The sequence below is a fragment of the Calidifontibacter terrae genome (assembly GCF_054778835.1).
Genome location: NZ_BAAGZF010000002.1, coordinates 598,405 through 612,444 on the forward strand (window position 1 = coordinate 598,405; position 14,040 = coordinate 612,444).

Consider the following 14,040-nt stretch of genomic DNA (forward strand, 5'->3'; position numbering starts at 1 on the left):
TCCCGCTGGTCTTTTGACCGGTCTGCACAGCCGCCGCACCCTTCTCGGGTGTGGCGGCTGTGTGCTTTACGCGGTGCCCTATCGTCGGCCGGGTGATTGATCCCCGCGCTGCCCTTTCCCATGCACCCGTGGTCGCCTTTGTCGACCGCAGCGGCTTCGTCGAGTCTGCCCATCACGGCATTGCCGTGGCCACAGCTGCTGACGGCGAGGTCTTGCTCGCCCGCGGCGACGTTGACGCGCCAATCTTTCCGCGCTCATCCAACAAGCCGTTGCAGGCGCTGGCCATGGTGCGCGCCGGTCTCGACCTGCCGCCGGACCTCCTGGCGCTCGCCTGCGCCAGCCACTCCGGGGAGGATTTCCACCTCGAGGGCGTCCGTCGAATCCTGGCGACCGCTGACCTGCCGTTGAGCGCTCTGCAGAACACCCCCGACCTGCCCTATGACGACCAGGAGCGCCGCGCCTGGCTGCGCGCGGGCAAGGAACCGGAGTCGATCGCGCAGAACTGTTCCGGCAAACACGCCGGAATGGTGGTGACCTGCGCGGTCAACGGTTGGGACCTGGCGACCTACCGCGACCCGCAGCATCCGTTGCAGCAGGCCATGAACGCCACCTTGGCCGAGCTCGCCGGCGAGCCGGTCGCGGCCACCGGAATCGACGGCTGCGGTGCACCGGTGATGGCGATCAGCTCCGCCGGACTCGCCCGCGCGTTCGGCCGTCTCGCCGCGGCCCCCGATGGTCCCGAGAAGCGAATCGCCGACGCGATTCGGCAGCACCCCGAGTTCCTCGGCGGAACCCGCCGCGATGTCACCGCCTTGATTCGTGGCGTTGATGGCCTGATCGCCAAGGACGGCGCCGAGGCGGTCTACGCCGTCGGCCTGCCCGATGGTCGGGGCATCTCGGTGAAGATCGTCGACGGCAGCCAGCGGGCCCGTACGGTCGTGACGGCGGCCGTCCTGCGCGCCCTTGGTGTCGACGCACCGGTGGTCGCCGACCTGGAGGACTCGCCGATACTGGGTCACGGTGACCCGGTTGGTGCGGTTCGCTCGACCGGTTTCTGAGCAGTGCGCGCGGTCCTCGCCCGGGTCGCCGAGGCTTCGGTGACGGTCGACGGCGAAGTCATCGCAGCGATTGATCGACCCGGACTGCTCGCTTTGGTCGGGGTCACTCACACCGACGGCGAACAGCAGGCGCTCGAGCTCGCTCGCAAGATCAGCGAGCTGCGGATCCTCGACGGCGAACGCTCGGCCCTGGACGAGGGGGCGCCGGTTCTGGTCGTCTCCCAGTTCACGCTCTACGGATCCACCCGCAGGGGTCGGCGCCCCTCGTGGTCCGAAGCGGCGCCGGGGCCGGTGGCCGAACCGCTGGTCGATCGGGTCGTCGCCGGCCTGCGCGAGCTGGGCCTGGAGGTCGCCACCGGGCGGTTCGGGGCAAAGATGAAGGTCTCGTCGGTGAACGACGGCCCCTTTACTCTCAGCCTTGAGGTTTAGGCTCAGCCCATGCTCCAACCCCTGTGGAACCTGCAGACCACCGTCGCCCTCCTGCTGGGAGTGGTATTGCTCGGTGGGTGCGTGTTCGCCTTTGTCGACTCACTGTTGCGGCGGCCCGACGCCTATGTCGCCGCCGGCAAGTTGACCAAGGTCAAGTGGGCGGCCATCACCGGGGTCGGCGCGTTGTTCGCGCTGTTGGTAGTGCAAAGCCCGCTGGGTCTGTTCGGAATCCTCGCGGCCGTGTCTGCGGGGGTCTACTTCGCCGACGTACGACCCGCGCTGCGGGCGGTTGAATCGCGCCGCGGTGGTGGCCGCGGTCGCACCAACCCTCCGTGGTGACGGTCGACAGCGAGCCGGCGCAGGGGGCAAATTTCATGTTTCGTCTCGATCCACGCATTCGCCACTACGCGTGGGGCTCCGATCGCGCCCTGGCCCAATTGTCGGCGCGCCCATTTCCAACGCCGCAGCTGGAAGCCGAACTGTGGATGGGTGCGCATGAAGGCGACCCCGCAGGGGTGGTCGTCGATGGTTCGGTCACCACGCTCGACGCCCTGATCGCGAGCAACCCGCAGCAGATGCTCGGCGAGGCCGCGGTGGCCCGCTTCGGACATCGCCTGCCCTATCTGTTGAAGGTTCTCGCCCCGGCCCGACCGTTGTCGCTGCAAGCCCACCCGGCCGAGCATCATCTGGCGAGCGCCGACCCCGGAACCTACGGTGACGACCGACCTAAACCCGAGGCGTTGCTTACGCTGAGCGACTACGAGCTGTTCGCCGGCAGTCTGAGCCTCGACCAGGTTGCCCAGCGGGCCCGTGCCTTGGGTGTCGGGGCGCTCATCGACCGGGTCGAATCGGCCACCAGTTGTCACGAACTACTCGGTGGCCTGCTCGGTCTACCAGTCGGCGAGCAGCGGACCCTTTGCGACACGGTCGTTAAGGCATGCGTCGAACGGCGCACTGCCGCACCCGAATTCGATGCGATTGCGCGAGTCTCTGCGGAGTTCCCGGGTGATTTCGGTGTTGTGGTCCTGTTGACGATGGGCTACCACCACCTTCCGGCCGGACACTACGTCCGCGTTCCGGCGGGCGCCTTGCACACTTCCGTACGTGGGTTGACCGTCGAGGTTCAGGCCAACTCCGACAACGTCGTACGAGCGGGCCTGACACCCAAGGAGACGAACGTCGCCGAGTTGCTGCGGATCGTCGACACGGAGGTGCCGATCAGCGCCCACCCGCTGAACGACTTCGTACGGGTCCAGAGCCTGCCGGCCGACACCGCCTGGTTCGGGCTCCACCGGATCTTGCCCGGCGATGACCCGGTGGACCTACCGGCGCCAGCCACCCCGCGGATCGTGCTGGCGATTGGCGGAAGTCTCACGCTGCGTTCCGGCGACCAGAGCCTGACGCTCGGACCGGCCTGCTCCGCCTTCGTGCCGGCCTGCGCGCCCGCGGTCACCTGCTCTGGGGACGCGACCGCCTACGTCGCCACGACCGGCAACCTCTGATCGAAGTCAGTCCGCCAGCGGCGCCACCGCGGACCACGCGACGGTGAGTTCGCCCAGCCGCCAACGCCGTTGATCGCCGATGATCGGCCACCCCTCGTCCTTCAGGGTCGCCGCCATGGCGAGGAACCGGGAGCGGGCACCGTACGACGCATACGGGCCGGCGTGAGCCCACGCGCGCCCCAGCGCGGTGAGGAATGCATGGATGGGCTCGCCGGGGATGTTGCGGTGGATGAGCGCCTTAGGCAACCGCTGCGCGATCTGTGTCGGGTCGACCAACCCAGCCAGGCGCCATGAGCAGGTCAGCGTCTGCGGGCCCAGGCGGTCCAGCGCGATCCAGGTGGCAAGCCGCCCGATCTCGTCGCAGGTGCCGTCGATGAACAGGCCGTTGGGCGCCAGGCGGCCGACCACCTGGTCCCAGGCCGCCGGCACTTGATTCTCGTCGTACTGGCGCAGGACGTTGAACGCGCGCACCACCGTTGCCGATCCGGCGACCGGCACCTCGAATCCGCCGAGCCGAAACTCCAAACCGTCGCCGGCCAAGGGCTGTGCCGCCCGCACCCGCGCGGGATCGATCTCCAACCCCACGACGCGAACATCGGGCCGCAGAGGTAGCAGCCGGGAGCGCAGTTCCACGGCGGTGACCGGGGAAGCGCCGTAGCCCAGGTCGACGACCAGGGGAGCGGCTCTGGGGGCAAGCAGTCGCTCGCGTTGGGTGGCGACCAACCATCGGTCGCAGCGACGCAGCCGGTTGGGTCCGGTGGTGCCGCGGGTGATCGCGCCCACCGGTCCCTTGCTGCTCACCGGGTCATCGTAGGTGGGTGCGACACTGGAGGGTATGACCGATTCGAGCGGATGCCCGGTGCGCCGAGTGGCGATGATCAGCGTTCACACCTCCCCGCTCGACCAACCCGGAACCGGCGACGCCGGTGGCCTGAACGTCTACGTCGTCGAGACGGCCAAACGGCTGGGCCGTCGCGGGGTCGAGGTCGAGATCTTCACCCGGCGCACCTCCCGGGATCAGGACGACGTCGTCGAGCTCGCGCCGAATGTGATCGTCCGCCACATCGATGCCGGCCCATACGAAGGGTTGGTGAAGGAAGATCTGCCCGGCCAGCTGTGCGCCTTCGCGGCTGGCGTGATGCGGTTCGTGGCCACCAGCCCCGAGGGCTATTACGACCTGGTTCATTCGCACTACTGGCTCTCGGGCCAGGTCGGCTGGCTCGCTGCCGACCGGTGGAACGTGCCTCTGGTGCACACCATGCACACCATGAGCAAGGTGAAGAACCAGGCACTCGCCGAGGGCGACCGGCCCGAGCCGAAGGGGCGCGAGATCGGCGAGGAACAGGTCGTCCGCGTCGCCAGTTGGCTGACCGCCAACACCGACACCGAAGCCCACGAGCTGATCGACCTCTACGACGCCGACCCCGACCGCGTACGAGTAGTGCCCCCAGGTGTCGACCTGGAGGTGCTGCATCCCGCCGATCGCGCGCAGACGCGGGCGGCGCTCGGTCTGCCGCCCGAGGGTGAGGTGTTGCTGTTCGTCGGTCGAATCCAGCCGCTGAAGGCCCCGGACGTCTTGATCCGGGCCGTGGCGGAATTGGTGCGGCGGCAGCCGGAGCGGCGCGACCGGCTCACCGTTGCGATCCTCGGCGGCCCCAGCGGCACCGGTTTGGAGCGCCCCCGTTCGTTGCAGGCTCTGGCCAAGGAGCTGGGCATCGACGACATCGTGCAGTTCGTCCCGCCTGCCGACCGCGCGCGGTTGGCCCGCTGGTTCGTCGCCGCCGATCTGACCGTGGTGCCGTCGTATTCAGAGTCGTTCGGGTTGGTCGCCATTGAGTCAATGGCTTGTGGCACACCGGTATTGGCTGCGCGCGTGGGTGGTCTGCCGACCGCGGTCGGCGATGGCGGTGTGTTGGTGGATGGTCACGACCCCGTGCTGTGGGCCGACGCGATCGCGAACCTGCTGGATGATCCCGCGCAGCGGGAACGGCTGGGGCAGAACGCCGCCCGCCGGGCGCAACTGTTCTCCTGGGATGCCACGACCGATGCCCTTTTCGAGGTCTACCGCCATGCTTGTGAGGTGAAACCACCGGCGAACACGGTCGCGGCAGGGTTTGCGCAGGTGCCAACGGCGGTAGTGCCGTGAGCGTTATTGGGCAGTTGATCGAGAAGGTGGCGACCGACGCCGACCTCGAATGGGAGGGCGGGGTCAACGAGGGCGAATACGTCGTCACCTTGCCGGGGGAGCGCAAGCTGAAGACGGTGGTGTCACTGGTGGTGGGGCGCCACGATCTGGCGGCCACCGCGTTCGTGATTCGCAAGCCGGATGAGAACCACCTGGAGTTCTATCGCTGGCTGTTGCGGCGCAATCTGCGGCTGCGCGGCCTGGCCTATTCGATCGACGCCAGCGGCGATGTCTACGTCGGCGGCCGGGTGCCGTTGGCTGCGGTCGATGAGACCTATTTGGACCAGTTGTTCGGCGTGCTGCTCGAGGCAGCCGACGAGCCGTTCAACGACCTGCTGGTGATTGGATTCCGCAGTTCGATGCAGAAAGAGTGGGACTGGCGGATCTCACGCGGGGAATCGACTCGCAATCTGGAAGCTTTCCGCCACTTGCTCAGCGGTGAATAGGCTGGGGGCATGACCTACACACTCGTGCTGCTGCGTCACGGCGAATCGGATTGGAACGCCAAGAACCTCTTCACCGGATGGGTCGATGTTGACCTCACCGAGAAGGGTCGCGGCGAGGCCGCCCATGGCGGAGAACTGTTGAAGGAAGCGGGCGTGCTGCCCGACGTCGTCCACACCTCGCTGCTGCGTCGGGCGATCACCACCGCCCACCTCGCGCTCGATGTCGCTGACCGTCACTGGATCCCGGTCAAGCGGTCGTGGCGCCTGAACGAGCGTCACTATGGCGCGCTGCAGGGCAAGGACAAGAAGGCCACGCTGGAGGAGTTCGGCGAAGAGCAGTTCATGACCTGGCGCCGCTCGTTCGACGTCCCGCCGCCGCCGATCGAGGATGGATCGCAGTTCGCTCAGGACAGCGACCCGCGCTATGCCGACTTGGGCGACGAGGCGCCGCGCACCGAATGCCTCAAGGACGTCGTCGCTCGGTTCCTGCCCTACTGGGAAGAGTCGATCGTGCCCGACTTGGTGGCCGGCAAGACGGTGCTCGTCGCGGCCCACGGGAACAGTCTGCGCGCCATGGTCAAGCACCTCGACGGCATCTCCGACGACGACATCGTCGCGCTCAACATCCCGACCGGCATGCCGCTGGTCTACCGCCTCGACGACGACCTGCGCCCCACCGTCCGGGGAGGGGAATACCTCGATCCCGAGGCTGCAAAGACGGCTGCCGCTGCAGTCGCGAACCAGGGCCGATAGAAACTCTGAAAGGGCCGCCCGGACTGCCAGTGGTGACAACCGGGTGACCGCCGGAAAACGCGTGAACCCCCCGACGTCAGAGTCGGGGGGTTCACGCGTTGAGGGAGCGGAAGGTGATCAGTCTTCTTCGGCGTAGCGGCCCGTCACCAGGTAGACGATGCGGTCCGCAACGGCGACCGCGTGGTCGCCGAAGCGCTCGAAGTAGCGAGACAGCAGGGTGACGTCGACGGCGGTCTCGGTCGGCTTGTCCCAGGCGGGATCGACCATCGCGGCGAAGATGTCGCGGTGCAGTTCGTCCATCTTGTCGTCGGCGCGGGAGATGTCGGCGGCCGCGCGAACGTCCTTGGAATCGATGGCCACGCCGGTCATCCGAGCCAGCTCGATCGCGCACTCGGACATTGCGGTGATCTTCGGGCGGACGTTGTCGGGCAGGGCGCTGGCGGGGTAGCGCATCCGCGCCACCTTGGCGATGTGCCGCGCGAGGTCGCCCATGCGTTCGATGTCGGAAGCCATGTGCATCGCGGTCACCACCATGCGCAGGTCTGTGGCGACGGGCTGCTGGCGGGCCAGGAGGTCGACGGCGAGGTCGTCGACCTCGCGGCGCACGGCGTCGATGTCGTCGTCGGCAGCGATCACGCTCTCAGCGAGAGCGAGGTCGGCGTCGACGAGGGCCTTCGTCGCGCGCTGCATCGCGGTGCCGACGAGATCGGTCATGTGGACCAGTTGGTCCGAGACTCGGTCGAGGTCATCGTGGAAGGCGTTGCGCATGCTGGGGTGGTCCTTGATCTTTCGACGTGGCAGTTGGCGCCGCGCGCGACGCGTGCTGAGGGTCGCAGGGCCCGGTGAACTCCGCAATTCTACTCGGTGAACGGCCGATGGACCCCAGTCGTACGGCGCTCACCAGCGTGAATGCACCGCGAATCCACCGCGGCGCTGCGGTTACATTGGGCCCGTGCTCCCGTATGTCGTGGCTCTCCTGGCCCTCGCTGTCGGTGTGGCGATCGGCCTGAGCTTGGCCGCGTCGCGTCGACGTAGCGAGCATTCCGGCGTTGTCCAGGCGGCCCCCGCGGTAGCGCCGGTCGGACCGGCGGTCCACCCAAAGGTGGGCGAGGTCCTCGACGTCCTGCGGTCCGCCTCCTTGGTTGTTGACCCCAGCGATCGGGTGATTCGTGCATCGGCATCAGCGACACAGTTGGGCCTGGTGCGCGGGTCGGAGGTTGCCCACGAGCAGGTCCGCACCCTGGTGCGCTCAGCTCGACGCGATCACGACTTGCACGAAGTTGAACTCGATGTGGCGCGCGGCTTCAATGCCGGCGGCCGGTTGGTCCTCGGGGTGCGAGTCGCTGCGTTGGGAGACAACGTTCTGGTGCTGGCCGACGACCGAACCCATTCGCGGCGGGTCGAGGAGACCCGGCGCGATTTCGTGGTCAACGTCAGTCATGAACTCAAGACACCCGTGGCCGGGCTGAGTCTGCTGGCCGAGGCGGTGCTCGACGCTGCCGATGATCCTGAGGCCGTACGACGGTTCAGCGGCCGGATGCGCGGCGAGACCGATCGGCTGACCCGGTTGGTGCAGGAGATCGTGCAGTTGTCGCGTCTGCAGGTCGCCGACACCCTCGATGATCCGAAACGGATCGACGTACGAGCCTGCGCCCGAGACGCCGTCGACCACCTCCGACTACTGGCCGAGGATCGCAACATCTCGCTGGTCACCGATCTGGGGTCCGCCCCGGCTGAGGTGTTCGGGGATCCGAATCTGATCACCACCGCGATCCGAAACCTGGTCGAGAACGCGGTGAACTACAGCGGGCCCAACACCAAGGTCGCGCTGACCGTCGTGGGAACAACCGACCTGATCACCATCTCGGTGAAGGATCAAGGCAGCGGCATCCCGGCGATCGACCTGGAGCGGATCTTCGAGCGGTTCTACCGTGTCGACGCAGCCCGCTCCCGGCGTACGGGGGGCACAGGCCTGGGCCTGGCCATCGTGAAACACGTGAGTGCGAACCACGGTGGCGAGGTCACCGTGTGGTCCGAAGAGGGCCACGGATCCACCTTCACCATTCGACTTCCTGCGGCCGCACCGTTGCCCGCAGCCGAACCTGACGCCGACCGAAAGGCCCCCGAATGACCCGCATCCTCTTGGTCGAGGACGAGGAATCGCTCTCGGACCCGTTGACCTACCTGCTCGGCAAGGAGGGCTACGAGGTGGCTCTCGCCGAGACCGGACCCGATGCACTGCTCGACTTCGATCGGGGTGGCGCGGATCTGGTGTTGCTCGACCTGATGCTGCCGGGCATGTCTGGCGTCGACGTCTGTCGAGTGATCCGCCAGAAGTCGAATGTGCCGATCATCATGCTGACCGCCAAAGACAGCGAGGTCGACAAGGTGGTCGGGCTCGAGATCGGCGCCGACGACTACGTCACCAAGCCCTACAGCTCGCGTGAGTTGCTCGCCCGGATCAAGGCGGTGCTGCGCCGTGGGCAGGAACCCGACGATTTGATGCCGGCGACGCTGCAGAGCGGTCCGGTTCGGATGGACGTGGAACGCCACACCGTCACGGTGTCGGGTCAGCCGGTCGCGTTGCCGCTCAAGGAGTTTGAGCTGCTGGAGATGTTGCTGCGCAATGCTGGTCGGGTGTTGACCCGGGGCCAGCTGATCGACCGGGTGTGGGGCAGCGACTACGTCGGTGACACCAAGACCCTCGACGTCCACGTCAAGCGGTTGCGCGCCAAGATCGAACAGGACCCGAGCAACCCGGCCATCATCGTCACGGTGCGCGGTTTGGGTTACAAGTACGAAGGGTCCTGACCGGCGCCGAACGCGCGAAGGGGCGGAGCCGATTCGGCTCCGCCCCTTCGCGTAGGTAGGTGTGTGTCAGCCCTCGGCCGCGGGCTCGGAGACTTTGGCGCTGCCGTAGGGCGCCTGGTCGAGCAGCACCGGAACGTTGGCGGAGTCCTGGCCGCCGGATGCAGTGGCGAAGACGATCCGCATCTGCGCACCGGGGGCGACCGGGGTGGTGGCGACAGCGATCGCGTTAGTCTTCGCGCTGCCGTTGCCGTTCGCCTTGCCGTCGAGGCGCACCGACGTCATCGGCGGGATCGACACCTTCGCGGCGGTTCCACCCTGCGGGGTGACCGTCAGTTCGACCGCCTGGTCGCTGTTGTTCGTTGCCAGGCCCTGAACGCTGCCCTTGGCACCCTTGGCGGTGGTGACCACCAAGACGTTGCTCAACTGCACACTGCCGACGTTGCTGATCGTGCCGTCGGAAGGGACGTAGTGGGCATCGGTCTGCGCGTCGGAGAAATACATGCAGCCACTCATCGACATGGTGACGCCGGCGGCAGCCAGGGTCGCAAGAGCGCCGCGGCGGGCGGCCGGGACGGAGGTCAGTCGTCGCATCACAGGCCGCATCTTACCGGCAAACGGCCGTGCGGCGTCGGGCGGTCCCGCCGATGGGTGTTCGGGCGCGCGTGGCCACCGCAATCAGCCAGGCGCAGACGGTCATCAGCCGGGCGCAGGCGCGCGCGTGAAACACGTGGACCGGCCGTTGTCAAGGGTGTGACGCGCCGCTGTGGATCGCGCGCTGGTGCGCTGACCTGCGCAAACGTTGCTGTGACCGCCGCCACCCGTGGTATCCTTGACCTCGCGAAAGGGGCACAACACACATGGTTTTCAAGGTCGGCGAGACGGTCGTTTATCCGCACCACGGGGCGGCTCTCATCGAAGCAATCAAAGTCCGCACGATCAAGGGCGAGGACAAGCAATACCTCGTTCTGAAGGTCGCTCAAGGCGACCTCACCATCGAGGTCCCGGCAGAGAACTGCGACCTGGTCGGTGTCCGCGATGTTGTCGGCAAGGAGGGCCTCACCCGTGTGTTCGAGGTGCTGCGCGCCGAACACACCGAGGAGCCCACGAACTGGTCGCGTCGTTACAAGGCGAACCTCGAAAAGCTCGCCTCCGGTGACGTGATCAAGGTGGCCGAGGTCGTCCGCGATCTCTGGCGCCGCGACCAAGACCGCGGCCTGTCCGCGGGGGAGAAGCGGATGCTGGCCAAGGCTCGGCAGATCCTCGTCTCCGAGCTTGCGCTCGCCGAACAGACCAACGAGGACAAGGCCGAGGCCACCCTCGACGAGGTCCTCGCCTCCTGACGCAGCAACAGTTCATGAGCGACGCCCACGATCTCCCGATCGTGGGCGTTGTCGTCGTTGCCGCTGGGATGGGCACCCGTCTGGGCGCCGGCATCCCGAAGGCGTTGGTTGCGGTCGACGGTGAACCGTTGGTGGTTCACGCGATGCGCGCGATCGGCGCGATGGCGCATCCACACGAGGTGGTCGTGGTGGTGCCCCCAACTCACCGAGCGCAGTTCGCCCAGGCCCTGTCCGGCGCCCGGCTGGTCGACGGTGGCGCAGAACGCACCGACTCGGTCGCGGCCGGACTGGCCGCCCTCGGGCCTGCGGTGCAGATCGTGCTGGTCCACGACGCCGCCCGCGCTTTCGCTCCAGCCGCCCTCTTCGACAGGGTGGTCGCGGCCGTTGGTGAAGGTGCCGACGCCGTGGTGCCCGGGCTGCCGGTGGTCGACACGATCAAGGAAGTCGACGGTGACGACGTCGTCACCGCCACTGCGGATCGAGCGCGGTTGCGCGCGGTTCAGACGCCGCAGGGTTTTCGTCGGGCGGCCCTTGAAAAAGCCCACGCTGGTGGCGCGTCGGCCACCGACGACGCCGCGTTGGTCGAGCGGGCCGGCGGGAGCGTACGAGTTGTGCCCGGGGATCCGTTGGCCCACAAGGTCACGACTCCGGCCGACCTCGAACGCTTGCAGGTCCCGGCGGCGACACCTGAGCTGATCGTTCTCGCCGGTCTGCCCGGCGTCGGGAAGTCGACGATCGCGCGGGCGCTGGCCACCCGGCTGCGGGCGGCGTACGTCCGGGTCGACACCATCGAACAGGCGATGCGCGATTCCGGTGAGATCGAGCGCCCCTCCGTTGGCGGCTATGCCGTCGGCTACGCGGTGACTGCTGACCAGCTCTCTTGCGGGGTGAGCGTTGTCGCGGACTCGGTCAACCCGTTGGAGGTCACCCGCTCTGCCTGGCGCCAGGTGGCCGACCACGCCGGCGCGCGGGTGCTCGAGGTGGAGATCGTCTGCTCCGACGAGACCGAACACGAACGCCGCGTTACCGACCGCATCGCCGACATCGCCGGGCTGGTGCCGCCGACCTGGGGGCAAGTAATGGACCACGGCTACGCCGACCACGAACCCGACCTGCAGATCGACAGCGCTGCGTCCGGCGTGGCCGAATCGGTCGATCAGATCTGTGCTGCTTTGAGGAGAACACGCCGATGACCCCCCTGCCGCGCACCGGGATCGGTGTCGACGTCCACGCCTATGCCACCGACGACCGGCCGCTCTCGCTCGCCTGTTTGTCATGGCCGGGGGAGCGCGGCATCGAGGGTCACTCCGATGGTGACGTCGCGGTTCACGCGATCTGTGACGCGTTGTTGTCAGCCGCCGCGCTCGGCGATCTGGGCACCCAGTTCGGGGTGGACCGCCCGGAGATGAAGGGCGCCACCGGTGCGGCGATGCTCGCCGACGTGCTGCAGACCGTGACCGCCGCCGGGTTCGTGATCGGCAACGTCGCGGTGCAGATCGTTGGCAACCGGCCGAAGGTCGGCCCGCGTCGGGCGGAGGCGCAGAGCGCGATCTCAGCCGCGCTCGGCGGGGCAGCCGTGTCGGTGTCGGCAACGACCACCGACCACCTCGGCTTCCTCGGTCGCGGCGAGGGCGTCGGCGCGTTCGCGACCGCGCTGGTCATCCACGAACCTGCCTGATTCCGAGCCCTGACCCATCCACTCGTAGCGCCCGAAGCCGATCGCGTAAGTTCGGAGCGGAGCCGAGCGAAGGAGTGGTCATGTCCCAGACCGTCAAGGGTGTCATCGCGCGCAGCAAGGGTGCGCCGGTCGAACTGGTCGACATCGTGGTGCCCGATCCGGGCCCGGGCGAAGCAGTGGTGAAGATCGAGGCGTGCGGTGTCTGCCACACCGACCTGCACTACCGCGAGGGCGGGATCAACGACGAGTTCCCGTTCCTGCTCGGCCACGAGGCTGCGGGCCGGGTCGAGGCGGTCGGCGAGGGCGTCACCGACGTTCAGCCGGGCGACTTCGTGATCCTCAACTGGCGGGCCGTCTGCGGTCAGTGCCGCGCCTGCGCCAAGGGCAAGCCGTGGTACTGCTTCAACACCGCCAACGCGCAGCAGAAGATGACCCTGACCGACGGCACCGAGCTCAGCCCGGCGCTCGGCATCGGCGCGTTCATCGAGAAGACCCTCGTCGCCGCCGGGCAGTGCACCAAGGTCGATGAGAAAGCCTCTGCCGCGGCAGCCGGTCTGCTCGGCTGCGGAGTGATGGCCGGCTTCGGCGCGGCGGTCAACACCGGAAACGTCGGACGCGGCGACTCGGTGGCCGTCATCGGCTGCGGTGGTGTGGGCAACGCCGCCATTGCCGGCGCGAAGATCGCCGGCGCCACCACGATCATCGCCGTCGACGTCGATGACACGAAGCTGGCCACGGCCCAACACTTCGGCGCCACCCACACGGTGAACTCACGCGAACACGATGCGGTCGAGAAGATCCGCGAACTGACCGGTGGCTTCGGCGCCGATGTCGTGGTGGAAGCGGTCGGCCGGCCGGAAACGTACGAGCAGGCGTTCTTCGCCCGCGATCTGGCCGGCACCGTCGTGCTGGTCGGGGTGCCGACGCCGGACATGAAGATCGAATTGCCGTTGATCGAGGTCTTCGGTCGCGGCGGTGCGCTCAAGTCGAGTTGGTACGGCGACTGCCTCCCCTCGCGCGACTTCCCGATGCTGATCGACCTTTACCAGCAGGGCCGGTTCGACCTCGACGCCTTCATCACCGAGCGAATCGGGCTGGGCGACGTCGAGGCCGCGTTCGAGAAGATGCACACCGGCGACGTGTTGCGCAGCGTCGTGGAGATCGACGGGGCTTCGTCGTGACCAATGTTGTTGCCGCGCAGGGGAACACCCGCATCGAGCGGGTCGTCACCTCGGGCACCTTCAGCTTGGACGGTGGAACCTGGGACGTCGACAACAACGTGTGGATCATCGGTGACGACACCGAGTGCGTGGTGGTCGATGCAGCCCACGACGCTGCAGCGATCCTCGCTGCCGTTGGCGAACGCAAGCTCGTCGCGGTCCTGCTCACCCACGCCCACGACGACCACATCGACGCGGCCGGTGACCTGGTGGCTGCGACCGCCGCGCCGACCCACCTGCACCCAGCCGATCGTGAACTGTGGAACCGCGTCTACTCCGCAGCGCCCGACAAGGAGCTTTCCGACGGCCAGCAGATCCCGGTCGCCGGGGTGACCGTCGAGGTGTTGCACACCCCGGGTCACTGCCAGGGGGCTTGCTCTTTCCGGGTGGCTGACCTGGGCGTGGTGCTGACCGGCGACACCCTCTTCCAGGGTGGTCCGGGTGCCACCGGAGGCCGCAGTTTCAGCGATTACGACCAGATCACCGACTCCATCCGTACGAAGTTGTTCGCATATCCGCCCGAAACGGTGGTGCTCACCGGACATGGCGACAACACCACGATCGGCGCGGAGATCGAGCGCGAACCGCAGTGGGAACGACCGGCCGGCGCCTGACCTA

Annotated in this window: 17 protein-coding genes; 14 read left to right on the plus strand and 3 right to left on the minus strand. The window is 67.6% G+C overall.

From position 1 onward, the window contains the following. Positions 1–92: 92 nt before the first annotated feature. The 4 genes from ACYU98_RS05590 to manA are packed head-to-tail and all read left to right on the plus strand — an operon-like array spanning position 93 to position 2,989. Positions 93–1,058, plus strand: a complete 966-nt coding sequence (locus ACYU98_RS05590) for an asparaginase (protein WP_460467202.1) — start codon at positions 93–95, stop codon at positions 1,056–1,058. A 3-nt stretch (positions 1,059–1,061) separates the two neighbouring features. Beyond that, positions 1,062–1,487: a D-aminoacyl-tRNA deacylase gene (dtd, locus tag ACYU98_RS05595; protein WP_460467203.1), complete on the plus strand. Its 426-nt coding sequence runs from the start codon at positions 1,062–1,064 to the stop codon at positions 1,485–1,487. Between the two features lie 9 nt (positions 1,488–1,496). Further along, on the plus strand, positions 1,497–1,826 hold the full coding sequence (locus tag ACYU98_RS05600) for a DUF2516 family protein (RefSeq protein ID WP_460467204.1): 330 nt from the start codon (positions 1,497–1,499) through the stop codon (positions 1,824–1,826). A gap of 35 nt (positions 1,827–1,861) precedes the next feature. Further along, the gene (gene manA, locus ACYU98_RS05605; RefSeq protein WP_460467205.1) at positions 1,862–2,989 is read left to right on the plus strand and encodes a mannose-6-phosphate isomerase, class I; all 1,128 of its coding nucleotides are present in this window, start codon (positions 1,862–1,864) and stop codon (positions 2,987–2,989) included. A 6-nt stretch (positions 2,990–2,995) separates the two neighbouring features. On the opposite strand, the gene ACYU98_RS05610 is transcribed toward manA, so the two are convergent. Continuing rightward, the gene (locus ACYU98_RS05610) at positions 2,996–3,790 is read right to left on the minus strand and encodes a class I SAM-dependent methyltransferase (RefSeq protein ID WP_460467206.1); all 795 of its coding nucleotides are present in this window, start codon (positions 3,788–3,790) and stop codon (positions 2,996–2,998) included. Positions 3,791–3,824: 34 nt separating this feature from the next. On the opposite strand from ACYU98_RS05610, the gene mshA reads away from it, so the two are divergent. From mshA to ACYU98_RS05625, 3 genes are read left to right on the plus strand one after another with little or no spacing between them, the layout of a single operon-like run. Continuing rightward, a complete protein-coding gene (mshA, locus tag ACYU98_RS05615) occupies positions 3,825–5,135 on the plus strand; it encodes a D-inositol-3-phosphate glycosyltransferase (protein ID WP_460467207.1) in 1,311 nt (436 codons plus the stop codon). A gap of 5 nt (positions 5,136–5,140) precedes the next feature. Further along, positions 5,141–5,620, plus strand: a complete 480-nt coding sequence (locus ACYU98_RS05620; protein WP_460467416.1) for a YbjN domain-containing protein — start codon at positions 5,141–5,143, stop codon at positions 5,618–5,620. 9 nt (positions 5,621–5,629) lie between these two features. Continuing rightward, positions 5,630–6,373, plus strand: coding sequence for a phosphoglyceromutase (locus tag ACYU98_RS05625; protein WP_460467208.1), 744 nt, complete (start codon positions 5,630–5,632; stop codon positions 6,371–6,373). Positions 6,374–6,490: 117 nt separating this feature from the next. Here ACYU98_RS05625 and phoU read toward each other — a convergent pair whose 3' ends face one another. Continuing rightward, entirely contained in the window at positions 6,491–7,141 is a 651-nt protein-coding gene (phoU, locus tag ACYU98_RS05630) for a phosphate signaling complex protein PhoU (protein ID WP_460467209.1), read from the minus strand. Positions 7,142–7,325: 184 nt separating this feature from the next. Here phoU and ACYU98_RS05635 point away from each other — a divergent pair, with 184 nt between their 5' ends. Beyond that, positions 7,326–8,504 carry a sensor histidine kinase gene (locus ACYU98_RS05635; RefSeq protein ID WP_460467210.1) on the plus strand — a complete coding sequence of 393 codons (1,179 nt, stop codon included), beginning with the start codon at positions 7,326–7,328 and terminating at the stop codon, positions 8,502–8,504. Next, entirely contained in the window at positions 8,501–9,184 is a 684-nt protein-coding gene (locus tag ACYU98_RS05640; RefSeq protein WP_460467211.1) for a winged helix-turn-helix domain-containing protein, read from the plus strand. Before ACYU98_RS05635 ends, ACYU98_RS05640 begins: the two co-directional genes overlap by 4 nt. A 66-nt stretch (positions 9,185–9,250) precedes the next feature. On the opposite strand, the gene ACYU98_RS05645 is transcribed toward ACYU98_RS05640, so the two are convergent. Further along, entirely contained in the window at positions 9,251–9,778 is a 528-nt protein-coding gene (locus ACYU98_RS05645) for a hypothetical protein (RefSeq protein WP_460467212.1), read from the minus strand. 263 nt (positions 9,779–10,041) lie between these two features. Here ACYU98_RS05645 and ACYU98_RS05650 point away from each other — a divergent pair, with 263 nt between their 5' ends. The 5 genes from ACYU98_RS05650 to ACYU98_RS05670 all read left to right on the plus strand — a co-directional run bounded on the left by ACYU98_RS05650 (position 10,042) and on the right by ACYU98_RS05670 (position 14,036). Continuing rightward, entirely contained in the window at positions 10,042–10,524 is a 483-nt protein-coding gene (locus tag ACYU98_RS05650; RefSeq protein ID WP_460467213.1) for a CarD family transcriptional regulator, read from the plus strand. Between the two features lie 14 nt (positions 10,525–10,538). Then, a complete protein-coding gene (gene ispD, locus ACYU98_RS05655) occupies positions 10,539–11,717 on the plus strand; it encodes a 2-C-methyl-D-erythritol 4-phosphate cytidylyltransferase (protein WP_460467214.1) in 1,179 nt (392 codons plus the stop codon). After that, complete coding sequence (gene ispF, locus ACYU98_RS05660) at positions 11,714–12,202, plus strand: 2-C-methyl-D-erythritol 2,4-cyclodiphosphate synthase (protein ID WP_460467215.1); 489 nt, start codon at positions 11,714–11,716, stop codon at positions 12,200–12,202. The genes ispD and ispF overlap by 4 nt, the downstream gene beginning before the upstream one ends. An 80-nt stretch (positions 12,203–12,282) precedes the next feature. After that, positions 12,283–13,383 carry an S-(hydroxymethyl)mycothiol dehydrogenase gene (locus tag ACYU98_RS05665; protein ID WP_460467216.1) on the plus strand — a complete coding sequence of 367 codons (1,101 nt, stop codon included), beginning with the start codon at positions 12,283–12,285 and terminating at the stop codon, positions 13,381–13,383. Next, a complete protein-coding gene (locus ACYU98_RS05670) occupies positions 13,380–14,036 on the plus strand; it encodes an MBL fold metallo-hydrolase (RefSeq protein WP_460467217.1) in 657 nt (218 codons plus the stop codon). The genes ACYU98_RS05665 and ACYU98_RS05670 overlap by 4 nt, the downstream gene beginning before the upstream one ends. The last annotated feature ends 4 nt before the right edge of the window (positions 14,037–14,040 follow it).

What these genes read in the sequence shown, in the direction of transcription:
- ACYU98_RS05650 (WP_460467213.1), top strand. Translation starts at nt 10,042, where the DNA reads ATGGTTTTCAAGGTCGGCGAGACGGTCGTTTATCCGCACCACGGGGCG.
- ispD (WP_460467214.1), top strand. Translation starts at nt 10,539, where the DNA reads ATGAGCGACGCCCACGATCTCCCGATCGTGGGCGTTGTCGTCGTTGCC.
- manA (WP_460467205.1), top strand. Translation starts at nt 1,862, where the DNA reads ATGTTTCGTCTCGATCCACGCATTCGCCACTACGCGTGGGGCTCCGAT.
- phoU (WP_460467209.1), bottom strand. Translation starts at nt 7,141, where the DNA reads ATGCGCAACGCCTTCCACGATGACCTCGACCGAGTCTCGGACCAACTG.
- ACYU98_RS05600 (WP_460467204.1), top strand. Translation starts at nt 1,497, where the DNA reads ATGCTCCAACCCCTGTGGAACCTGCAGACCACCGTCGCCCTCCTGCTG.
- ispF (WP_460467215.1), top strand. Translation starts at nt 11,714, where the DNA reads ATGACCCCCCTGCCGCGCACCGGGATCGGTGTCGACGTCCACGCCTAT.
- ACYU98_RS05625 (WP_460467208.1), top strand. Translation starts at nt 5,630, where the DNA reads ATGACCTACACACTCGTGCTGCTGCGTCACGGCGAATCGGATTGGAAC.
- ACYU98_RS05665 (WP_460467216.1), top strand. Translation starts at nt 12,283, where the DNA reads ATGTCCCAGACCGTCAAGGGTGTCATCGCGCGCAGCAAGGGTGCGCCG.
- ACYU98_RS05640 (WP_460467211.1), top strand. Translation starts at nt 8,501, where the DNA reads ATGACCCGCATCCTCTTGGTCGAGGACGAGGAATCGCTCTCGGACCCG.
- mshA (WP_460467207.1), top strand. Translation starts at nt 3,825, where the DNA reads ATGACCGATTCGAGCGGATGCCCGGTGCGCCGAGTGGCGATGATCAGC.